General features: G+C 72.5%; 16 protein-coding genes and 1 tRNA gene. 2 read left to right on the top strand and 15 right to left on the bottom strand.

The window, feature by feature from the left end; translation table 11 throughout:
* Positions 1 to 30 precede the first annotated feature (30 nt).
* The 10 genes from prfA to ACFWIS_RS03335 form a co-directional block, all read right to left on the bottom strand.
* Positions 31 to 1,107 carry a peptide chain release factor 1 gene (gene prfA, locus ACFWIS_RS03380; RefSeq protein ID WP_380452892.1) on the bottom strand — a complete coding sequence of 359 codons (1,077 nt, stop codon included), beginning with the start codon at positions 1,105 to 1,107 and terminating at the stop codon, positions 31 to 33.
* Between the two features lie 147 nt (positions 1,108 to 1,254).
* Positions 1,255 to 1,476, bottom strand: coding sequence for a 50S ribosomal protein L31 (rpmE, locus tag ACFWIS_RS03375; protein WP_030235761.1), 222 nt, complete (start codon positions 1,474 to 1,476; stop codon positions 1,255 to 1,257).
* 163 nt (positions 1,477 to 1,639) lie between these two features.
* Positions 1,640 to 2,776 (bottom strand): LCP family protein, encoded by a 1,137-nt coding sequence (locus ACFWIS_RS03370; RefSeq protein ID WP_380452890.1) that lies wholly within the window; start codon positions 2,774 to 2,776, stop codon positions 1,640 to 1,642.
* 140 nt (positions 2,777 to 2,916) lie between these two features.
* Entirely contained in the window at positions 2,917 to 5,016 is a 2,100-nt protein-coding gene (gene rho / locus ACFWIS_RS03365; RefSeq protein ID WP_380452888.1) for a transcription termination factor Rho, read from the bottom strand.
* 578 nt (positions 5,017 to 5,594) lie between these two features.
* Positions 5,595 to 6,533: a homoserine kinase gene (gene thrB, locus ACFWIS_RS03360; RefSeq protein ID WP_380452886.1), complete on the bottom strand. Its 939-nt coding sequence runs from the start codon at positions 6,531 to 6,533 to the stop codon at positions 5,595 to 5,597.
* A gap of 366 nt (positions 6,534 to 6,899) precedes the next feature.
* Complete coding sequence (thrC, locus tag ACFWIS_RS03355) at positions 6,900 to 7,997, bottom strand: threonine synthase (RefSeq protein WP_380452884.1); 1,098 nt, start codon at positions 7,995 to 7,997, stop codon at positions 6,900 to 6,902.
* Positions 7,998 to 8,007: 10 nt separating this feature from the next.
* Entirely contained in the window at positions 8,008 to 9,300 is a 1,293-nt protein-coding gene (locus ACFWIS_RS03350; protein ID WP_380452882.1) for a homoserine dehydrogenase, read from the bottom strand.
* Between the two features lie 138 nt (positions 9,301 to 9,438).
* Positions 9,439 to 10,830, bottom strand: a complete 1,392-nt coding sequence (lysA, locus tag ACFWIS_RS03345) for a diaminopimelate decarboxylase (protein WP_380452880.1) — start codon at positions 10,828 to 10,830, stop codon at positions 9,439 to 9,441.
* 91 nt (positions 10,831 to 10,921) lie between these two features.
* The gene (gene argS, locus ACFWIS_RS03340) at positions 10,922 to 12,583 is read right to left on the bottom strand and encodes an arginine--tRNA ligase (RefSeq protein ID WP_380452878.1); all 1,662 of its coding nucleotides are present in this window, start codon (positions 12,581 to 12,583) and stop codon (positions 10,922 to 10,924) included.
* An 85-nt stretch (positions 12,584 to 12,668) separates the two neighbouring features.
* Positions 12,669 to 13,097, bottom strand: coding sequence for a response regulator (locus ACFWIS_RS03335; RefSeq protein WP_380452876.1), 429 nt, complete (start codon positions 13,095 to 13,097; stop codon positions 12,669 to 12,671).
* A gap of 171 nt (positions 13,098 to 13,268) precedes the next feature.
* Here ACFWIS_RS03335 and ACFWIS_RS03330 point away from each other — a divergent pair.
* A tRNA-Arg gene (locus tag ACFWIS_RS03330) sits at positions 13,269 to 13,340 on the top strand.
* 137 nt (positions 13,341 to 13,477) lie between these two features.
* Here ACFWIS_RS03330 and ACFWIS_RS03325 read toward each other — a convergent pair.
* The 4 genes from ACFWIS_RS03325 to ACFWIS_RS03310 form a co-directional block, all read right to left on the bottom strand.
* Positions 13,478 to 14,464 (bottom strand): trypsin-like serine peptidase, encoded by a 987-nt coding sequence (locus tag ACFWIS_RS03325; protein ID WP_380452874.1) that lies wholly within the window; start codon positions 14,462 to 14,464, stop codon positions 13,478 to 13,480.
* Positions 14,465 to 14,574: 110 nt separating this feature from the next.
* A complete protein-coding gene (locus ACFWIS_RS03320; RefSeq protein WP_380452985.1) occupies positions 14,575 to 15,516 on the bottom strand; it encodes a carbohydrate kinase family protein in 942 nt (313 codons plus the stop codon).
* Between the two features lie 101 nt (positions 15,517 to 15,617).
* Complete coding sequence (locus ACFWIS_RS03315) at positions 15,618 to 17,288, bottom strand: MFS transporter (protein WP_380452872.1); 1,671 nt, start codon at positions 17,286 to 17,288, stop codon at positions 15,618 to 15,620.
* A 185-nt stretch (positions 17,289 to 17,473) separates the two neighbouring features.
* Positions 17,474 to 19,180 carry a DUF885 domain-containing protein gene (locus tag ACFWIS_RS03310; protein WP_380452870.1) on the bottom strand — a complete coding sequence of 569 codons (1,707 nt, stop codon included), beginning with the start codon at positions 19,178 to 19,180 and terminating at the stop codon, positions 17,474 to 17,476.
* Positions 19,181 to 19,344: 164 nt separating this feature from the next.
* Here ACFWIS_RS03310 and ACFWIS_RS03305 point away from each other — a divergent pair, with 164 nt between their 5' ends.
* On the top strand, positions 19,345 to 20,115 hold the full coding sequence (locus tag ACFWIS_RS03305; protein ID WP_380452869.1) for a TetR/AcrR family transcriptional regulator: 771 nt from the start codon (positions 19,345 to 19,347) through the stop codon (positions 20,113 to 20,115).
* Between the two features lie 48 nt (positions 20,116 to 20,163).
* Here ACFWIS_RS03305 and ACFWIS_RS03300 read toward each other — a convergent pair whose 3' ends face one another.
* Positions 20,164 to 21,015 (bottom strand): fumarylacetoacetate hydrolase family protein, encoded by an 852-nt coding sequence (locus ACFWIS_RS03300; RefSeq protein WP_380452867.1) that lies wholly within the window; start codon positions 21,013 to 21,015, stop codon positions 20,164 to 20,166.
* Positions 21,016 to 21,253: the final 238 nt, after the last annotated feature.

Below are 21,253 nucleotides of genomic sequence, written 5' to 3'. Positions count from 1 at the left end.
GGGCTTGCGTCGGGCTGGGGCGCGCCGGTCTCAGTTCTCTTGGGCCGCGGCGAGCTTGGCCGCCGCGTCCTTGTCGACGCAGGACTGGATCACCGCGTTCAGGTCGCCGTCCAGGACCTGGTCCAGGTTGTACGACTTGAACCCCGTGCGGTGGTCCGAGATGCGGTTCTCCGGGTAGTTGTACGTCCGGATCCGCTCGGAGCGGTCCACCGTACGGACCTGGCTGCGACGCGCGTCCGAGGCCTCCCGCTCGGCTTCCTCCTGCGCGGCGGCCAGCAGCCGCGAACGCAGGATGCGCATCGCCTGCTCCTTGTTCTGCAGCTGGCTCTTCTCGTTCTGGCAGGACGCCACGATACCGGTCGGCAGGTGGGTGATCCGGACCGCGGAGTCGGTGGTGTTGACCGACTGGCCGCCGGGGCCGGAGGACCGGTAGACGTCGATCCGCAGGTCGTTGGCGACGATCTCGACCTCGACCTCCTCCGCCTCGGGGGTGACCAGCACGCCCGCCGCGGAGGTGTGGATGCGGCCCTGCGACTCGGTGGCGGGGACGCGCTGCACGCGGTGCACGCCGCCCTCGTACTTCAGCCGGGCCCAGACGCCCTGGCCGGGCTCGGCGTTGCCCTTGGTCTTCACGGCCACCGAGACGTCCTTGTAGCCGCCGAGGTCGGACTCGTTGGAGTCGATGAGCTCGGTCTTCCAGCCGACCCGCTCGGCGAAGCGCAGGTACATCCGGAGCAGGTCGCCGGCGAACAGCGCGGACTCCTCGCCGCCCTCGCCCGCCTTGATCTCCAGGATGACGTCCTTGTCGTCGCTCGGGTCACGCGGGACGAGCAGCAGGCGCAGTTCCTCGGTCAGCTCGTCGCGGCGCGCCTCGGAGTCCTTCACCTCGGAGAGGAACTCCGGGTCCTCGGCGGCGAGTTCGCGCGCGGCCTCGATGTCCTCGCCGGCCTGCCGCCACTGCCGGTAGACCCGGGTGATCGGGGTCAGCTCGGCGTACCGCTTGGCCAGCTTGCGGGCGTTGTTCTGGTCCGCGTGGACCGACGGGTCGGCCAGCCTCGTTTCGAGGTCGGCGTGCTCGACGAGGAGCTCTTCGACTGCCTCGAACATGGGGTGGCCTTCTTCCCGGGGGCTCGGAACGTGTGGGGGTTCGGAACGGGTGGAACTGCGGAACGCGCGCTGGGACGCGAACGGCGCCGGTCCCCTGCGCCCCCGACAACGAGTACGGGGGCACCGGGAACCGGCGCCGAGGGAGCGCTAGGCCTTCGCGCTGTGCTGCTTGCCGAAGCGGGCCTCGAAGCGGGCCACGCGGCCACCGGTGTCGAGGATCTTCTGCTTGCCGGTGTAGAACGGGTGGCACTGCGAGCAGACCTCGGCGCGGATCTCGCCACTGGTCTCGGTCGAGCGGGTGGTGAACTCGGCGCCGCAGGTGCAGGTCACGCGGGTGACCACGTACTCCGGGTGAACGTTGGACTTCAAGGGGTTCTCCTAGTTTTCGGGAGGGCACCGGGTCGGCGACTGGGAGTGCCGCACGTGAACCGGGACCGACGTACCAGTCTGCCAGGACCGGCCGCATCTTCCCAAACCGAGGCCCATCGCGGCTTATTCCGGGGGACATTCCGGATACTTCCGGCGGACCCCGTCAGTGCCGTGCGGTGGCCGTCGCAGTGGGCTTCGGGGCGGGCTTCGGGGCGACCTTCGGGACGGCCGCCGGGGAGGCCGTGGGGGCCGCCTGGGCGGGGTTCTCGGGCTGGGCCGAGACGACCGCCTGCGGGATCGACTGGTCGGCCTTGAGCGCCCCCCAGAGGTTCCCGGCCTGCGGCTGCTGCTCGACCACCCGGTTGGGGTCGCCGGGGGCGGTCACCACCGGCAGGGTGACCATGGTCAGCTGGTCCGGTCCGATCCCCTTGAGCTCCTGGACGAGCCCCACCAGCGAGTTCACCGAGCCGAGCGCCGAGTCGGTGGTGATGCTCTTGGTCATGGTGTCGCCGATCGACCACAGCTTGACCGGATTGGAGAACAGCCCGATCCCGCCGGCCTGCTGGAGCAGCGACTTCACCATCTGCTTCTGCAGCTCGATCCGGCCGAGGTCGCTGCCGTCGCCGACGCCGTGCCGGGTGCGCACGAAGGCGAGCGCCTGCTGGCCGTCGAGGTGGTGCTGGCCGGCCGGCAGGTCGAGCCCGCTGTCCTTGTCGTGGATGGCCACCGTGGTGTCCACGGTGGCCCCGCCTATCGCGTCCACGACCCGGGCGAAGCCGGCGAAGTCCACCTGGAGGTAGTGGTCCATCCGCAGCCCGGTGAGCTGCTCGGTGGTCTTGACCGCGCAGGCCGCGCCGCCGGACTCGAAGGCGCTGTTGTACATCGCGCGCTTGGCCGCCGGGACGGCCTTGCCGCCGGCGTCGGTGCACTGCGGGCGGTCCACCAGGGTGTCGCGCGGGATCGAGACGACCGAGGCCCGCGAGTGGTCCTGGCTGATGTGCACCACCATCGCGGTGTCGGAGCGGGCGGAGTCGCCGGTGTCCCCGCCGGCCAGGTCGCCGTTCTCGCCGACCCGGGAGTCGGAGCCCAGCACCAGGATGTTGAAGGAGCCGTCCGTGGCGGCCGGGGGCCGGGCGTCACCGAGGCGGGAGTCGATGTCGACGCTCTTGATGTTGCCGTTGAGCTTCAGGTACGCGTAGGCACCCGCCCCACCGCCGGCGACGACGAGCGCGGCGACCGCGCAGGCGGACCACCGCAGGACCTTGCGGCGGCGACTCGGGACCCTCTTGTGCTCGGCCATACGGTCCAGAGTAAAACGGACAAGAAGATCAAATAGTCCCAAGCTGTCCCAACTCTGGAACAAAGCGGCCGCGGACGCGCGGAACCCCGGACCGCTCGCGCGATCCGGGGTTCCGTGGTCCGTCAGCCGTCCGGCTACCGTCAGTCGTTGGAGCCGGGGGTGGTCTTGGCGATCTGCATCAGGAACTCGGCGTTGCTCTTGGTCTGCTTCATCTTGTCCAGGAGCAGCTCGATCGCCTGCTGCGAGTCGAGCGCGTGCAGCACCCGGCGCAGCTTCCAGACGATGGCCAACTCCTCGCTGCCGAGCAGGATCTCCTCCTTGCGGGTGCTGGAGGCGTCCACGTCGACGGCCGGGAAGATGCGCTTGTCCGAGAGCTTCCGGTCGAGCTTGAGCTCCATGTTGCCGGTGCCCTTGAACTCCTCGAAGATCACCTCGTCCATGCGCGAGCCGGTCTCGACCAGCGCGGTGGCCAGGATGGTCAGCGAGCCGCCGTTCTCGATGTTGCGCGCGGCGCCGAAGAACTTCTTCGGCGGGTACAGCGCGGTCGAGTCGACACCACCGGACAGGATGCGTCCGGAGGCCGGCGCCGCCAGGTTGTAGGCGCGGCCCAGGCGGGTGATCGAGTCCAGCAGGATGACCACGTCGTGGCCCAGCTCCACCAGGCGCTTGGCGCGCTCGATGGCCAGCTCGGCGACGGTGGTGTGGTCCTCGGCCGGGCGGTCGAAGGTCGAGGAGATGACCTCGCCCTTCACCGACCGCTGCATGTCGGTGACCTCTTCCGGACGCTCGTCGACCAGGACGACCATCAGGTGGCACTCGGGGTTGTTGTGGGTGATCGCGTTGGCGACCGCCTGCAGCACCATGGTCTTGCCGGTCTTCGGCGGCGCGACGATCAGACCGCGCTGGCCCTTGCCGATCGGCGACACCAGGTCGATGATCCGGGTGGTCAGCACGCCCGGGTCGGTCTCCAGGCGCAGCCGGTCCTGCGGGTACAGCGGGGTGAGCTTGTTGAACTCGGGGCGGCCGCGGCCGGTCTCCGGGTCCATGCCGTTGACGGAGTCCAGCCGCACCATGGCGTTGAACTTCTCGCGGCGCTCGCCCTCGCGCGGCTGGCGCACCGCACCGGTGATGGCGTCACCCTTGCGCAGGCCGTTCTTGCGGACCTGGGCGAGCGAGACGTAGACGTCGTTCTGGCCCGGCAGGTAGCCGGAGGTGCGGACGAACGCGTAGTTGTCGAGGATGTCGAGGATGCCCGCGACCGGGATCAGGACGTCGTCCTCGCCGATCTGCGTCTCGACCGGGCCGGCCTCGAAGCCCTCGCGGCCGCGACGGCCCCGGCGGTCGCGGTACCGGCCGCGACGGCCCCGACGGCCCTCGCCGAACTCGTCGTCGTCGTAGCCGCCCTGCTGGGCCTGCGGCTGCTGGGCCTGCTGGGCCTGGCCGCCCTCGCGGCGCGGCTGGCTCTCGCCCTGACCCTGCTGCTGACCCTGCTGGCCGCCCTGGCGGTCGGTCCGCTCGCGGCGGTTGCGGCGGTCGCGGCGCGACTCGCGGCCGTCGGCGTCCTGCCCGGCCTGAGCCTCGCCGGCGTCCTGCCGCTCGGTGCGCTCGCCGCCGTCGCGGCGGTCGCGGCGCTCGCGGCGGTCACGACGGGTCTCACGGCCCTCCTCCCGGCCCTCGAAGGCACGGGTCTCGGCAGGACGGTCGGCCTGCTTGGGCTCGGCCACCGCGACGGTGGCGGCCTCGGCGGGGGCCTCGGCGGCCGCGACCGGGGCGGTGGGGGCGCCGGCGGCCGAGGTGGCGCGGCGGCGGGTGCGCTCGGCACGGGCCGGCGCGGCGGTCTCGGCGGCGGCCTGGACCGGGATCTCGATCTGGGCCTGCGGCTCGGCGGCCGGGGCCGCGGCTGCGGCGGCGGCGGCCTTGGTGCGGCGGGCCGGCTTCTCGGCCGGGGCCTCGGCGTCCGCCTTGGCGGCGGTGCGCTTGGCGGCCGGGGCGCCACCGGCGGCGAGCAGCGGGTCCCCGCCGCTCTTCTCCTTGATGGTCTCGATCAGCTGGCTCTTGCGCATGCGTCCGGTACCGGTGATGCCCAGGTCCGCGGCGAGCTTCTGCAGCTCGGCGAGGACCATGCCGTCCAGGCCCGCGGCGGCACTGCGGCGGCGGCGGGCCGGGGCAGCGGGGGCGGCGGCTGCGTCCGACGCCTCGGCGTCCGGGCGCGCGCCCATCAGATCGGTGGAGTCGCTCACTAAGGGTCCTTCCCTGGAGCGGACGTCGGCCTGTCTGGCTCGGCGACCGGTTGTGCTGTCCTGACCAACGCTCGACTGCGTCGGTCCGAGGCGGTGATCCCTCGAATGGCGGGAGCCCGTCGAGGGAGAGCTGCGAGGTGCGGTGCATGAAGCACGGTGGTGCTGAGGTGGCGCGTGGGCGGCCGTGTATCGGCCTCCCCAGAGGGCGTTGCCCCCACGCTGCCTGCGAATCCCGGGCCCCCGTCGCGTGACGGTGGCCCGCGCTCCGCCCGTCCTGTGCCTCCAGGTGGGAGGCCGCGGGTGGGAGTCAGGTGCCGTCACGGCTTCGGGATGCGGCCGCGTGTCGCGCAGGCAGGCTGCGTACGCGCTGCGGTGGGCTCCCGGAGAATCGTCGCCCCGGACATCGCGGCGGTTCCACGGCAGTGGAGCGCTGGGATCGGGACGCGGCGCACCGAGCCCCGGAGGGCACCTGGTGCAGCAATGAGGTTAACACTACCGACCCCCTCAGACATTCCCCGACCTCGGGCTTGCCAATCGTGTCCGGACGGCCCGGCTCGACGCCGGGCCGAACCCGCAGCTCAGACGTCCAACGGGAGCACGGTGGCCCCGGTCCGGTCGACGCCGAGGCGGTGCGCGGCGAACGCCGGGTCGCCGCCGTGGCCGTGGTGCCCGGCGAAGGCGAGCACCTTGTCGACGCCCGCCTCGTCGGTGAGCGCCAGCACGGTCGGGCCGGCGCCGGAGATGACCGCGGGGACGCCCTCCGCGCGCAGCACGCCGACCAGCGCGGCGCTGTCCGGCATGGCGGAGGCGCGGTAGTCCTGGTGCAGCCGGTCCTCGGTGGCGGCGAGGAGCAGCTCGGGCCGCCGGGTCAACGCCTCCACCAGCAGCGCGGAACGGCCCGCGTTGACGGCGGCGTCGGCCAGCGGGACGGTCTTCGGCAGCAGGCCGCGGGCGGTCTCGGTGAGCACCTCGCCGGCCGGGACGAACACGACCGGGACGACCTGCTCGGAGGGCTCCAGGGCGACCGCCTTGGCCGACTCCTCGTCGGTCCAGGCGATGGTGAAGTTGCCGCGCAGGCAGGCCGCGACGTTGTCGGGGTGGCCCTCCAGCTCGGAGGCGAGGGCCAGCAGCGCGTCGTCGTCCAGCGCGGACGGGCCGCCGATGGTGACGGCGCGGGCGGCCACGATGCCGGCGCAGATGGCGGCCGAGGAGGAGCCCAGGCCGCGGCCGTGCGGTATCCGGTTGGCGCAGACCACTTCGAGGCCGCGCGGCTGGCCGCCGAGCCGGTCGAAGGCGGCCCGCATCGAGCGGACCAGCAGGTGGCGCTCGTCCCGGGGCAGCGTCCCGGCGCCCTCGCCGGCGATGTCGACGGCGAGTCCGGAGTCGGAGACCCGGACGACCACGTCGTCGTACAGACCCAGCGCGAGCCCGAAGGCGTCGAAGCCCGGGCCGAGATTGGCGCTGGTCGCGGGAACCCTGACCCGGACGGCGGCGGCACGGAACGCAGGACCGGCCATGCGGTGGACTCTCCTGGGGAAATCGGGCGGCGCGGAGCGCGTCGTCGGTGCGAGGGTGGGGGAAGGGCCGCGGGCCACTCGGGCCTGGCGGTCGCTGTCGTCGGCGCGGCCCGTACCAGGACGAGCCCGGGGCATGTGCCACACGGCCGGACCCAGAGTATCGAAGAGAGGTTCCCCAGTGGTACACCCCGTGGGCCTTCGATCTGGTGTGTTGCCGGTTCTGGCCGGAATGCGCACCCCTCCCGGTCGAAGAGCGGGAGGGAATCGGATCGGAATGCGAAGCGGAATTGACACAAAAGTGTCACCGGAGAACTTCGACGGGCCGCCCCTCGAAAGGGTCGGCCCGTCGAAATGTCCGACCCGCCGTCAGTCGAGCAGTCCGAGCTGCCGGGCCGCGGCCGCCGGGTCGACCGGGACGACCTGCGGCTGCGGCGCGCCGGCCACCGCCCAGTCCGGGTCCTTGAGGCCGTTGCCGGTCACCGTGCAGACGATCCGCTGGCCCGGGTCGACCAGGCCGGCCTCCGCCTTGGCCAGCAGACCGGCCACCGAGGCAGCCGAGGCGGGCTCCACGAAGACGCCCTCCTGCGAGGCCAACATCCGGTAGGCGGACAGGATCTGACGATCCGTCACCTTGTCGATGAGGCCGCCGGACTCGTCCCGCGCGGCGAGCGCGAAGTCCCAGGAGGCCGGGTTGCCGATCCGGATCGCGGTGGCGATGGTCTGCGGCTTGAGGACGGGCGCGCCGTCCACGATCGGGGCCGAACCGGCTGCCTGGAAGCCCCACATCCGCGGGGTGCGGGCGGCCATCCCGTCGGTGGCGTACTCCCGGTAGCCCTTCCAGTAGGCGGTGATGTTGCCCGCGTTGCCCACCGGCAGGACGTGGATGTCCGGGGCGTCGCCGAGCATGTCGACGATCTCGAAGGCCGCCGTCTTCTGACCCTCGATCCGCACCGGGTTCACCGAGTTGACCAGCGCCACCGGGTACTTCTCGGACAGTTCGCGGGCCAGCGTCAGGCAGTCGTCGAAGTTGCCGTCGACCTGCAGGATCCGGGCGCCGTGCACCAGCGCCTGGCCCATCTTGCCCAGGGCGATCTTGCCCTGCGGGACGAGCACCGCGCAGACCATCCCGGCCCGCACCGCGTACGCGGCGGCGGAGGCCGAAGTGTTGCCGGTGGACGCGCAGATGACGGCCTGCGCGCCCACCTCCTTGGCCTTGGAGATGGCCATCGTCATCCCGCGGTCCTTGAAGGAGCCGGTCGGGTTGGCGCCCTCGACCTTGAGGTAGACCTCGCAGCCGGTGCGCTCGGAGAGCACCTGCGCGGGTACCAGGGGCGTGCCGCCCTCCAGCAGGGTGACCACCGGGGTGGCCGCGGTGACCGGCAGGCGGTCCCGGTACTCCTCGATCAGGCCGCGCCACTGGTGGGTGTGCGCGCCTCGGACGACGTTCTCGGCAACGGCGTTCATGGCTGGTTCCTTATTCCCCTTCGACCCGCATGATGCTGGCCACGTCCCGCACGCTGTCCAGCGCGCGGAGCTTGTCGACCGTCGCCGACAGCGCGGCGTCGGTGGCACGGTGGGTGACCACGACGAGCGAGGCGTCGCCGTCGCGGCCCTGCTGGCGCACGGTGTCGATGGAGACGCCGTGCTCGGCGAAGACGGACGCGACCTGGGCGAGCACGCCCGCCCGGTCGTCCACGTCCAGGCTGACGTGGTAGCGGGTGACCACCTCGTCCATCGGCTTGGCGGGCAGCTGCGTGTACACGGAGTCACCGGGGCCGGTGGAGCCGGCCAGCTTGTTGCGGCAGACCGCGACCAGGTCGCCGAGCACCGCGGAGGCGGTCGGCGAGCCGCCCGCGCCGGGGCCGTAGAACATCAGCCGGCCGGCCGCCTCGGCCTCGACGAACACCGCGTTGTACGCCTCGCGGACGGACGCCAGCGGGTGCGAGAGCGGGATCATCGCCGGGTGGACGCGCGCGGTGACGGACTCGCCGTCGGCGGCCCGCTCGCAGATCGCGAGCAGCTTGACCACGGCGCCCATCTCCTTGGCGGAGGCGATGTCGGCGGCGGTCACCTCGGTGATGCCCTCGCGGTAGACGTCCGCCGCGGTGACCTTGGTGTGGAAGGCGATCCCGGCCAGGATCGCGGCCTTGGCGGCGGCGTCGAAGCCCTCGACGTCGGCCGTCGGGTCGGCCTCGGCGTAACCGAGCGCGGTGGCCTCCTCCAGCGCCTCCGAGTAACCGGCGCCGGTGGTGTCCATCTTGTCCAGGATGAAGTTGGTGGTGCCGTTGACGATGCCCAGCACCCGGTTCACCTTGTCCCCGGCGAGGGACTCGCGCAGCGGGCGCAGCAGCGGGATCGCGCCCGCCACCGCGGCCTCGTAGTACAGGTCCACACCGGCCGCGGCGGCGGCCGCGTGCAGCTCGGTGCCGTCCTGGGCGAGCAGCGCCTTGTTGGCGCTGACCACCGAGGCACCCTGCTCGAAGGCGGACAGGATCAGCGATTTGGAGGGCTCGATCCCGCCCACCACCTCGACCACCACGTCGATGTCGCCCCGGCCCACCAGGGCCTCGGCGTCGGTGGTGATCAGGTGCTCGGGCACCCCCGGGCGCACCCGGCCGGCCCGGCGGACCGCGATCCCGGCGAGCTCGACCGGGGCACCGATGCGAGCGGCGAGGTCGTCGGCCGTCGTCGTCATGATGCGCGCCACCTCGGAGCCCACCACACCACAACCCAGCAACGCCACCTTCAGCGGGCGCGTACGCATCATCCGACTCCGCTCTGCATTCTCGTGCTTCGGTATTTCCGGCGGCTTTTTCGGGGGCCGCCGGGAACTTCGGTCCGTACCAGTCTCGGGGACTTTCCGCACGGATCTACGGTCGTTCCATGATCTGAGACAAGGATTTCGTCATCCGATATCCAGACGCAGGAGATCCTCCTCCGTCTCGCGCCGGACGAGCACCCGGGCCGCACCGTCCTTGACGGCGAGCACCGGAGGCCTGAGGGCGTGGTTGTAGTTGCTCGCCATCGAACGGCAGTAGGCGCCGGTGGCGGGCACCGCGACAAGGTCGCCGGGGGCCAGGTCGGCCGGCAGGAAGGCGTCCTTGACCACGATGTCGCCGGACTCGCAGTGCTTGCCGACCACCCGGACCAGCATCGGCTCCGCGTCGCTGGTGCGCGACACCAGGGCCACCGAGTACTCGGCGTCGTACAGCGCGGTGCGGATGTTGTCGGACATCCCGCCGTCCACGCTGACGTAGGTGCGCAGGCCCTCCAACGGCTTGACCGTGCCGACCTCGTACAGGGTGAACGCGGTCGGGCCGACGATCGCTCGGCCCGGCTCCACGCTCAGCCGGGGGGCGCTCAGGTTCGCGGCGGCGCACTCGCGGCGGACGATCTCGGCCAGTGCGGCGGCGATCTCGGCCGGCTCGCGCGGGTCGTCCTCGCTGGTGTAGGCGATGCCCAGGCCGCCGCCGAGGTCGATCTCGGGCAGTTCCACGCCGTGCTCGTCGCGGATCCCGGCCAGCAGGCCGACCACCCGGCGGGCGGCGACCTCGAAGCCCGCCATGTCGAAGATCTGCGAGCCGATGTGCGAGTGGATGCCGCGCAGCTCCAGGCTGTCGTGGCCGAGCACCCGGCGCACCGCCTCGGCGGCCGCTCCGCCGGTCAGCGACAGGCCGAACTTCTGGTCCTCGTGCGCCGTGGCGATGAACTCGTGGGTGTGCGCCTCGACGCCGACGGTGATCCGGATCAGCACCTGCTGACGCACGCCGTGGCGGGCGGCGATCGCGGCCAGCCGCTCGATCTCCTCGTAGGAGTCGACCACGATGTGCCCGACCCCGGTCTTCACCGCGTGCTCGAGTTCGTCCACCGACTTGTTGTTGCCGTGCAGCGCGATCCGCTCCGGCGGCATCCCGGCGGCCAGTGCCACCGCCAGCTCGCCGGCGCTGCACACGTCGAGGTTGAGGCCCTCCTCGTGCAGCCAGCGCACGACCGCCTTGGAGAGGAACGCCTTTCCGGCGTAGTAGACGTCCGCGCCGGTGCCGAAGGCGTCCCGCCAGGCGCGGGCCCGGCTGCGGAAGTCCTCCTCGTCGAGCACGTAGGCCGGGGTGCCGAACTCGGCCGCCAGCCGCTTGACGTCGATCCCGCCGACGGTGGCCACGCCGTCGGCATCACGGGCTACGGTGCGCGACCAGACCTTCGGGTCGAGCGCGTTCAGGTCGGCCGGCGGGGCCTGGTAGTGGCCCTCGGGCAGGACGTCGCCGTGGCGGGGGCCTGCGGGGTGTGCGGAACGACTCATCGTTTAGCCAGTCCTTCGAGACCTATGGCGAGGGGCGGCGACGGTCCCCGTTGACCGTCAGCCGCCCCCGCCGTGCGCTTGGGGGTGGTGCTTACATCCGCTCGGGCGCCGTCACGCCCAGGAGCGTGAGGCCGTTGGCGACGACCGTGCGCGTCGCGTCGGCCAGCCAGAGGCGGGCGCGCGTGAGGTCGGTGACCTCCTCGTCGCCCCGGGGCAGGATGCGGCAGTTGTCGTAGAAGCGGTGGTACTTGGCCGCCAGCTCCTCCAGGTACACGGCGACCCGGTGCGGCTCGCGCAGCTCGCCGGCCGAGGCCAGCACGCGCGGGAACTCGCCGAGGTGGCCGAGCAGGTCGGACTCCCAGTCGGTGGCCAGCAGCTCCGGTTTGAAGTCCTCGGCCGCACCGCGCGTGATGCCCTGGTCGTCGGCGTTGCGCTGGACGGCGCACATCCGCGAGTGGGCGTACTGGACGTAGTAGACCCGGTTCTCGTTGGTCTGGCTGGTCAGGATGTTGATGTCCAGCGTGATCGTCGAGTCCGTGGAGGAGCGCGCCAGGGTGTAGCGGGCGGCGTCGACGCCGATCCACTCGACCACGTCGTCGATCGTGATGATGTTGCCGGCCCGCTTGGACATGCGGACCTCTTCGCCGTCGCGAAGCATCTTCACGAACTGGCCGATCTTCACCTCGATGTTGCGGTTCATGTCGTCGCCCGCGCAGGCCGAGATGGCCTTGAGGCGGTTGACGTAGCCGTGGTGGTCGGCGCCCAGCATGTAGAGCGCGACCTCGGCGCCGCGGTCCCGCTTGGACAGGTAGTACGCGGCGTCGGCGGCGAAGTAGGTCTTGTCGCCGTCGGCCTTGATCAGGACGCGGTCCTTGTCGTCGCCGAAGTCGGTGGTGCGCAGGAAGACCGCGCCGTCCTGCTCGAAGACGTGGCCCTGCTCGCGCAGCCGGTCGATGGCCTTCTCGACGGCGCCGGAGTCGTGCAGCGACTTCTCCGAGAACCACACGTCGAAGTGGGTGCCGAACTCGTCCATCGAGCGCTTGATCTCGGCCACCATGAGCTTGAGGCCCTCGGTGCGGAAGACCTCCAGCTGCTCGGCCTCGGGCAGGTCGAGCACGCCCGGGATCGCGTCGGTGAGGGTCTTGGCGATGTCGACGACGTACTCGCCGACGTAGCCGCCCTCGGGCACCTCGCGGCCGTTCGCGGCGGCCTGCAGGGAGGCGGCGAACTTGGTGATCTGCACGCCGGCGTCGTTGAGGTAGTACTCGGTGGTGACGTCGGCGCCGGAGGCCCGCAGCACGCGCGCCAGCGAGTCCCCGACGGCGGCCCAGCGGACGCCGCCGATGTGGATCGGGCCGGTCGGGTTGGCGGAGACGAACTCCAGGTTGATCTTCAGGCCCTTGAGGGCCTCGTTGCGGCCGTAGGCCTCGCCCGCCTCGACGATGGTGCGGGCGAGCGCACCGGCGGTGGCGGTGTCCAGGGTGATGTTCAGGAAGCCCGGACCGGCGATGTCGACCTCGGCCACGCCGGTGATCCCTCGCAGGCGCCCGGCCAGGACCTCGGCAATGGCTCGCGGCGGCTTGCCGGCCGCCTTGGCGAGCTGGAGGGCCACGTTCGTCGCGTAGTCGCCGTGGTCCCGGTTCTTGGGCCGCTCGACCGTCACGTGCTCGGGCACGGCGACGGCCAGTTCACCCGCCTCGACGGCGGAGCTCACTGCGGCCTGGATTGCCTGGGAAAGGTCTGCGGGGGTCACGACGCCAAGCGTAGGCGAGACGGGGTACCCGCCCGCCACCCGGTTTGCCGGTTGAGACGCCGCGGCACCCCCCGCGCGGGGGGTGTCAGCCGCGATCCGTCCGTTCTGTTCGCTCAGGGCGAAACGCGTCGGACCGTTCCCCCGTCCGCACCAGCCGCCGGACCAGCGCCACCAGATCGGCGGGGTCGAAGGGCTTGCCGAGGTAGCCGTCCACCCCGACCGCCTCCCCCAGGTCGAGGTCCGCCGGGGTGCAGGCGCTCACGATCGCGATCGGCAGCGCGCTGGTGTCCGGGGTCGCGCGCAGCCGGGCCGCCGTCCGCAGGCCGTCCAGCCGCGGCATCACCACGTCCAGCGTCACCACGTCGGGCTTCACCCGGCGGATGACCTCCAGGCACTCGGCGCCGTCGGCGGCGGTCACCACCTCGAAGCCCTCGAGCTCCAGGTTGACCCTGATCAGCTGGCGGATCACCTCGCTGTCGTCCACCACGAGGACCCGCCCGGACACTCCCGACACCTCACCGAGGGTATCGGCGGCCCCGTCGCCCCGTCCGGCCTTTGGGCACTTCCGCCCACCGGGCCACCGGGCCCGCCCCGACGATCTTTCCGGAAACCCGTGCACGAGCCCCGTCGGAAGCCTGGTAGTGTTCATTCCGTCGGAACGCGCAAGTGGCCGACAGGCCAACAGGCCCCCGTAGCTCAGGGGATAGAGCACCGCCCTCCGGAGGCGGGTGCGTAGGTTCGAATCCTACCGGGGGCACTTAGCGGTAAGTGCGACCGAGGCCCAGATCAGTGGAGTTGATCCACGGATCTGGGCCTTCGTCATGTCCGGGCACGGCCGCACGGGGCCGGTGCCGGCGGGCCCGGCCCCGTGGGGGTGGGGCCGGGGCCGCCGGATCAGGGGGCGCTGCCCTCGACCTGGGTGTACAGGGTGGCGATGGTGTGGTCGAAGTAGGCGCTGTACGAGGTGTCGTCGGAGTCGCCGCCCTGCTGGTAGCCGCCGATGGCGCCGACCACGTCACCGGTGGCGATGTCGATCCACGGGCCGCCGCTGGTGCCGGCCGGGTAGGACGGGCACTGGATGACGCGCTGGTAAGTGCTCTGCTGGCCGGTGGTGTTGGTGCACAGGTTGGGCTTCTCGGCGTCGGCCGGGTAGCCGTAGAGGCGGACGGTGGAGCCGAAGGGCTCGTCGGCACCCAGCTTGTTGCCGCCGACCACGTCCTCGACGTTGCGGCCGTTGTTGGGGGCGGTCTCCAGGATCGCGAAGTCCTCGTCCACGTCGCCGTTCTGGGACCAGCCGGAGGCGGTGTGCACCGCGGTCACCTGCCAGGTGCCGTACGGGGCGGAGCCGTCCCGGTAGCCGGGGGCGAAGGTCACCCCGCTCGCGCTGCTGAGGCAGTGCGCGGCGGTCAGCAGCAGGTTGCCGGTGGCGCTGTGCAGCACGCTGGCGGTGCAGAAGTGGTCGCCCGCCCCGACCGGGCCGCTGAACAGGGCGCCGACGGTGGAGGTCTCCCGGTTGTCGGCGGGGGCGGGGGCGGTCGTGCCGAGCACGGCGTCGCGCACGTCGGGGGTGGCGGCGGCGGTGGGCGTCGGAGTGTCGGCGGGGGTCGGCGTGGCGGCCGGAGTCGGGGTCGGGCTGCCGCTCGGGGTGGTGTCCGCGACCGGGGCGGGCTCCGCCGTGGTGGTGGCGGTCGGGGACGGCGCCGGGGCGGAGACGACGGGCCGGGTGCTGCGGGCGACCTTCCCGGCGGCCGACGCGTCGGCCGGGCTGAACCCGTGCGTCCCGGCGACCACCCCGGCCACCACGACCGCGGACAGCGCGGTGAACAGCGAGGGGGCCAGCAGACGGTGACGGCGTGACCTCGCGCGGCTGTGCTGGCCCATTCCTGACTCCCCTGCCCTGCTCGGCGCCTCGTTCGGTCAATGACTATGACGCCTCAGCCTGGAAGGCTCGTTACCGCAGGCTTGGAGCTCGATGAGAATCCCTCACCGGCTCAGACCGACCGGCGTTCGGGGGCCAGTCCGAGGAGGGTATCCAAGGCGGACGCCTCGATGAAGCCGGTGTGCGTCCCGGCGGAGGTGCAGGCGAAGGCCCCCGCGGCCGAGCCGGCCCGGGCGCAGTCCAGCGGCGGGTGGCCGCGGAACCAGGCGTACAGGAAGCCGGCGGCGAAGGCGTCCCCGGCGCCGTTGGTGTCCACCACCGGGCGGCCCGGGTCGACGGCGGGCAGGTGGCGCAGCACGCCGTCCTCGCGGGTGAGCAGGTGGCAGCCCTCGGCGCCCGCGGTGGCGACCACCACGGCGGCCCGGCCCTCGGCGAGGATCGCCCGCATCACCCGCTCGTAGCGGTCGCGGCAGCCGGCCACCGAGAGGAACACCAGGTCGGAGCCCAGGGCGTAGTCGCGGTGGTGCGGGTTCTCGCCGTCCCAGTCGTGCAGGTCGGTGGAGGTGGTGCGGCCGAGCCGGTGGAGGTCGCCGTACATGTCCCGGTTGACGCCGGTGATCGAGAGGTGGACGTGCCGGCTGCGCTCGGCGTACGGGAGGTGGAAGGCGCGCGGCAGCCGCAGGCCGGCGGGGTGGCGGCTGTCGAAGAAGGAGAACCGGCGGCCGGCCCGGTCCACCAGGTTGACCCCGCGCGGGGTGCCGTGCGGGCTGACCAGGTGGGCGAAGTGCAGGCCGTGCCGGTCGAGGGCGGCGCGGACCAGCTCGCCCTGGGGGTCGTCGCCGAGGAAGTCCAGCAGGGCGGTGCGCAGGCCGAGGCGGTGGGCGCCGAGGGCGACGCCGGTGCCGGTGTGGCCCAGGTGGTCGCGCACCGGCTCGACGTGGTGGGAGTCGCCGGGCGGCAGTTCCAGCCGGTCGACCCGGACGATGGTGTCGACACCGACCCCGCCGACCACCAGCAGGTCGAACTCGGGCTCCGGCACGACGGCTTGCGGCAGCACGACGGCGCCTCCTCGATCCCTGGACGGTGGCCAGGAGTCAAGCAGGCGCCGGAGGTTGACTGCAAGACCTTGCTGCAAAATTCAGTCGGCTACTCCCGTCAGTCGGCCGGCGGCCGTTCCGCGCCCTTCTCCGTGCGGATCCCGGGCCGCACATTGGCCCGCACATCGGCGATGGCCACGGCCCTGGGGCTCGGCCGGCCGTCCACGACGGCTCCGTCCGCGCCCGTTTCGTCCACGCCCGTTCCGTCCACCGGGGACCCGTCCACGGCGGTCGGTACCGCGACGGGCACCTCCACCGCACCCGGGACGGCGGTCCCCTCGCCGGGCGCCGGACGGTGGTCGATCATCAGGAAGGCGACCAGCGCGGCCAGCAGCAGTACGCCCATCGCCACCCAGGTCGCGACCACGTAGCCGTGCACCGCACCCTGGGCCCGCACCAGTGGACCGCTCGCGATCCGGGTGGACAGCCAGGTCGCGGTGGCGCTGGCGGCGATCGTGTTCAGCAGCGCCGTACCGAGCGAACCACCCACCTGCTGGGCCGAGTTGATGGTGGCCGAGGCCGCGCCGGCCTCGTTCGGGGCGACCCCGAGGGTGGCCAGGCTCATCGCCGGCATGAACACCAGGCCCATGCCGAAGCCGATCAGCAGCACCGAGGGCAGCACCATGGCGGCCCACGGGCTGTCCACCTTCATCTGGGTCAGCCAGGCCATGCCGCCCGCGGCCAGCAGCAGCCCGGGGGTGATCAGGGCCCGGGACGGCACCCTGGTCATCAGCCGCGCCGCGACACCGGTCGAACTCACGATGATGGCGGCCGTCATGGGCAGGAAGGAGATGCCCGAGACCACCGGCGAGAAGTGCTTGATCGCCTGCATGTAGTAGGTCAGGAACAGGAACAGGCCGAACATGCCGACCATGGCCAGGCCCACCGAGAGCGCGCCGCCGCCGCGGTTGCGCTCGGCCACGATGTGGATCGGCAGCAGCGGGTGCGAGGAGCGCTTCTCGACCAGGACGAACACCGCGAGCAGCGCCACGCCCAGCAGCAGCGAGCCGATCACCAGGGCGTCGCTCCAGCCCCGGGTGACGGCCTCGGAGGTGCCGAACACGATGGCCAGCAGGCCGCCGCAGCCGAGCAGCGCCCCGGGCAGGTCGAGCTTGATCCGGCGCCCCTTCGCGACGTGGTCGCGGTTGAGCACCCGGAACGCCGCGAAGGCGGTGACCACGGCGATCGGGGTGTTCACGAACAGGCACCAGCGCCAGTCCAGGTACTCGGTCAGCAGACCGCCGGCGATGAAGCCGATCGCGGCGCCGCCACCGGCGATCGCGCCGAAGATGCCGAAGGCCGTACTGCGTTCCTTCGGGTTCGAGAAGGTGGTGGAGAGCAGCCCCAGCGCGGACGGGGCGAGCAGGGCGCCGAACGCGCCCTGGAGGGCGCGGGCACCGAAGAGCATGGCTGGGCTGACCGACGCGCCGCCGAGGGCGGAGGCGAGGGCGAAGCCCAGCAGGCCGACGATGAAGACGCGCTTGCGGCCGAAGAGGTCGCCCAGCCGGCCGCCGAGCAGCAGCAGCCCGCCGAAGGCGAGGGTGTAGGCGGTGATCACCCACTGCCGGTCCGCGTCGGAGATGCCCAGGTCCCGCTGGGCCGACGGCAGGGCGATGTTCACGATGGTGATGTCCAGGACGATCATGAGCTGGGCGATGGCGATGATCGCCAGCGCCCACCAGCGGCGGCTGTCCGCTTCCTCATGACCGGTGACGGCTTGAGCAGACACTGGCCGAGCCTTCCGGAGGGGGTACGGAGCGGTCACGCAGTCGCCTTCCAGCCAAACCCCGGCTCCGGGGAAGCGCAAGGAAAAACCTGTACAAATCGACCCTTCTCGGACAAAAGGACCAGGGCCCCGGGACTCCTGGCCGAGTCCCGGGGCCCTGATCCCCACCACGTCCGCCGGACAGGCTCCTAGAGCGCGGACAGCTCCGCGACCAGGTCGTCCAGCCCCAGCGAGCCCTGCGAGAGCGCCGCCATGTGCCAGGCCTTGAGGTCGAACTCCTCGCCGCGCGCCTCGTGCGCCGCCCGCGCCGCCGCCCGGCCGCGCAGCCAGGCCCGCTCGCCCAGCTTGTAGCCGATCGCCTGGCCGGGCATGCCCAGGTAGCGGACCAGCTCGCTGTCCAGGAAGTCGGCGGACAGCCCGCAGTAGCGGCCGAAGAACTCCCGCGCGTGCTCCGGGCTCACCGGCTCACCCGGCCGGTACGGGGAGTCCGCCGGGAAGTCCAGGCCGACGTGCATGCCGATGTCGACGATGACCCGCAGCGCCCGCATCATCTGGGCGTTCAGGAAGCCCAGCCGGTGGCCCGGGTCGGTGAGGTAGCCGAGCTCGTCCATCAGGCGCTCGGCGTACAGCGCCCAGCCCTCCATGTTGGCGCTCACCCCGCCGAGGCTCACCTGGTAGTTGGAGAGCCGGTCCGCGACGTACACCCACTGCGCGAGCTGCAGGTGGTGGCCGGGGACGCCCTCGTGGTACCAGGTCGACACCAGGTCCCAGACCGGGAAGCGCTCCTCGCCGAGCACCGGCAGCCAGGTCCGCCCCGGGCGGCTGAAGTCCAGCGCCGGCTGGGTGTAGTACGGCGCGGCGGCGCTGCCGGGCGGGGCGATGCGCGACTCGACCCGGGTGACCGGCTCGGCCAGGTCGAAGTGGGTGCCCTGGAGGTCCCGGATGGCCTGGTCCATCAGGCCCTGGAGGTACTCCCGGGCCGCCTCGGCACCCTCGATCGACGGGCCGTCCGTCTCCAGCCACTTCATCGCCGCCATCGGGCCGACGCCCGGGCGGACCTTCTCGGCCTCGGCCTCCATCTGCGCGAGCAGGTCGTGGAACTCGCTCCAGGCCCAGGCGTAGGCCTCGTCCAGGTCCAGGTCGGCACCCGTCCAGTAGCGCACCCAGCGGGCGTAGCGCTCCCGGCCCGTGGTGTCCGGGGTGTCTGCCGCGGCCGGGCCGTACACGTCGCGCAGCCAGTCGCGCAGTGCGGCCAGCGCGTCGGCGGCGGCGACCGCGTGGCCGGTCAGCTCGGCCCGCACGCTCTCCGGCGCGGCCTGGACGAACTCGCCGAACCAGCCGCCGGCCACCTCACCGGACAGCCACTCGCCGAACTGCCCGACCACCGTCTCCACCTGGCGCGGGCCGGACAGCAGCCCGCGCTCGACGCCCTCGGCCAGCGTCCGCCGGTACTGCTCCAGCGCCAGCGGGAAGCGGGCCAGCCGGCGACCGATCAGCTGCCAGTCGGCCTCGGTGTCGGTGGCCATCAGCGTGAAGGCCTCCCGCGTGTTGTGCACCGGGGAACCCAGGTTGCGCACCGCGCGGTAGTCCTCCCCCGCGTCGTGCACGGCGAGTTCGGCGGTCAGCCGCTCGCGCAGCAGGCGGGCGCAGCGGCGCTCCGCCTCGTCGTCGGCGGCGCCGGACCGCTCGGCCTCGTCCAGCCGGGCCAGGGTGCGGCGGGCGAGGTCGGCGATGGCCTCGGCCCCGGCCGGGGACAGGTCGGGCAGCCGGTCGTCCTCCGGGTTGAGGCCGAGGTACACCGCGGTCAGCGGATCGAGGTCGGCCAGGGCCTGGACGTAACCGTCGGCGATGCGGCGGGGGGTGTCCCCGCCGGTGGTGATCAGTTCTTCAACCATTCGGACATCATCGCGGGGCCCGGGCCGATTGCAAGCCCCTTTGAGCGGTCCGTCGACCGGCCGCGGTCCGGTTCCGGCGCCCGGCACAGGACCTGAACACCCGTTCGGGGAGATCCGGTGCGCGACAGGTCCCGATCGGTCCGACGCCCATTACGCTGACGACCATGGAAGCCCGCCCCACCACGGCAACCGGGCCGGTGCCCGCCCAGGCCGCCCCCGAACCGCGTCCGCGCCGCTCCGGCTACCGGCGGCTACCGGTCGAACAGCGGCGCGAGCAGCTGATCGCGGTCGCCCTGGAGCTGTTCGCCTCCCGGCCGCCCGAGGAGGTCGGGCTGGACGACGTGGCCGAGGCCGCCGGCGCCTCCCGGCCGCTGGTCTACCGCTACTTCGCGGGCGGCAAGCAGCAGTTGTACGAGGCCGCGCTGCGCACCGCGGCGGACGAACTGACCGCCCGCTTCGCCGTCCCGCCGACCGGGACGCCGTCCGAGCAGCTGGCCTCCGCGCTGGACGGCTACTTCGCCTTCGTGGCCGAGCACGACGCCGGCTACTCGGCGCTGCTGCGCGGCGGTTCGGTGGTGGAGACGGCCCGCACCTCGGCGATCGTGGACGACGTCCGGCGGGCGGCGCTCAAGCGGACCCTGCGGCACCTGGGCGTGCGGGAGGCCGGGCCGCGGTTGACCCTGCTGGTGCGCTCGTGGATCGCGGTGGTCGAGGGCGCCTCGCTGAGCTGGCTGGACGAGGGGCGCGCGCTGCCGGTGGACGGGCTGCGGGACTGGCTGGTGGACCAGTTCACGGCGATGGCGGCGGCCACGGCGCTGCACGATCCGCAGACGGCGGAGGTGCTGGCGGGGCTGCTCGCGCTGGAGGGGCCGCGGGCGGAGCGGGCCGAGCGGCTGCGGGCGGTGCTCGGGGGCGCTTCCCCGGACGGGGACTGACGGCCTCCCGACCCCCGTGCCAAGGGTCGGGGCGGCGCGGCGCGGCGGTCAGGCCTTGCCGAGCACCTGGCGCTGGCGGCCGAGGCCGTCGATCTCGATCTCGACGACGTCCCCCGGGGCGAGGAACGGCTTGCCCGGGTGGCCCAGGGTGACCCCGGCCGGGGTGCCGGTGACGATCACGTCGCCGGGCTCCAGCACCATGAACTGGCTTGCGTAGCGGACGAGTTCGAGCACCGGAAAGATCATCTCGGCAGTGTTGCCGTGCTGTCGCCGCTCGCCGTTGACCCACAGCCGCAGTGCCAGGGACTGCGGGTCGGCCACCTCGTCGGCGGTGACCAGCCAGGGCCCGAGCGGGGTGAAGGTCTCCGCCGACTTGCCCTTGTCCCACTGGCCGCCGCGCTCGAACTGGAAGGCCCGTTCGGTGACGTCGTTGGCGATCGTGTAGCCGGCGATCACCCCGGCGGCCTCGGCGTGCGAGTCCAGGTAGCGGGCGGTGCGGCCGATCACGATCGCCAGCTCGGCCTCGTAGTCGGTCTTCTCGCCGCCGCGCGGCACCAGCACCTCGTCGTACGGGCCGACCACGGTGGAGCTCGGCTTGAGGAAGATCACCGGCTCGTCCGGGATCGCGGCCCCGGCCTCGGCCGCGTGGTCGCGGTAGTTGAGCCCGATGCCGACCACCTTGCCCGGTCGGGCCACCGGCGCGCCCACCCGCAGGCCGTCCAGGTCCACCACCGGCAGGACGCCGTCGGCCACCTCCCGGGCCAGCCCGGCGGTGTCCAGCCCGGACAGGAAGGCCCCGTCGAGGTCGCGGGCCCGCCCGGAGAGGTCGTACGCGGTGCCGTCCTCGCCCAGCACGACCGGGCGCTCGGCGCCCGGGGGTCCGACACGGAGGAGCTTCATCGATCCGTCACCAGCCTTTCGTCGCAGCTCACCGGGGCGGCGCGGACACCGCTCCCGAGTCTGGCAACGAGGTATATCAACGGCCCGGGTCGGTGGACCAGACCGTTCCGATGGGCGGATTCCCATCAAATCGCACAGCGGCACAGGGCCCCGAATCAGCGGCCCGTACGGTTGACAGCCGCCGGGCGCCCGACGTCACCCGGAGGATCCGCCGGCGAATCCGTACACGCCCAGGGCG

The organism is Kitasatospora sp. NPDC127060, assembly GCF_042724935.1.
GTDB lineage: Bacteria > Actinomycetota > Actinomycetes > Streptomycetales > Streptomycetaceae > Kitasatospora.
The sequence above is the reverse complement of the archived record's forward strand: the minus strand, read 5'-3'. Positions and strand labels throughout refer to the sequence as shown.

Bases quoted from the DNA above. Each gene is read 5' to 3' on its own strand.
- prfA (WP_380452892.1), bottom strand. From the start codon at position 1,107: ATGTTCGAGGCAGTCGAAGAGCTCCTCGTCGAGCACGCCGACCTCGAA.
- ACFWIS_RS03370 (WP_380452890.1), bottom strand. From the start codon at position 2,776: ATGGCCGAGCACAAGAGGGTCCCGAGTCGCCGCCGCAAGGTCCTGCGG.
- thrB (WP_380452886.1), bottom strand. From the start codon at position 6,533: ATGGCCGGTCCTGCGTTCCGTGCCGCCGCCGTCCGGGTCAGGGTTCCC.
- thrC (WP_380452884.1), bottom strand. From the start codon at position 7,997: ATGAACGCCGTTGCCGAGAACGTCGTCCGAGGCGCGCACACCCACCAG.
- ACFWIS_RS03350 (WP_380452882.1), bottom strand. From the start codon at position 9,300: ATGATGCGTACGCGCCCGCTGAAGGTGGCGTTGCTGGGTTGTGGTGTG.
- lysA (WP_380452880.1), bottom strand. From the start codon at position 10,830: ATGAGTCGTTCCGCACACCCCGCAGGCCCCCGCCACGGCGACGTCCTG.
- ACFWIS_RS03325 (WP_380452874.1), bottom strand. From the start codon at position 14,464: ATGGGCCAGCACAGCCGCGCGAGGTCACGCCGTCACCGTCTGCTGGCC.
- ACFWIS_RS03310 (WP_380452870.1), bottom strand. From the start codon at position 19,180: ATGGTTGAAGAACTGATCACCACCGGCGGGGACACCCCCCGCCGCATC.
- ACFWIS_RS03305 (WP_380452869.1), top strand. From the start codon at position 19,345: ATGGAAGCCCGCCCCACCACGGCAACCGGGCCGGTGCCCGCCCAGGCC.
- ACFWIS_RS03300 (WP_380452867.1), bottom strand. From the start codon at position 21,015: ATGAAGCTCCTCCGTGTCGGACCCCCGGGCGCCGAGCGCCCGGTCGTG.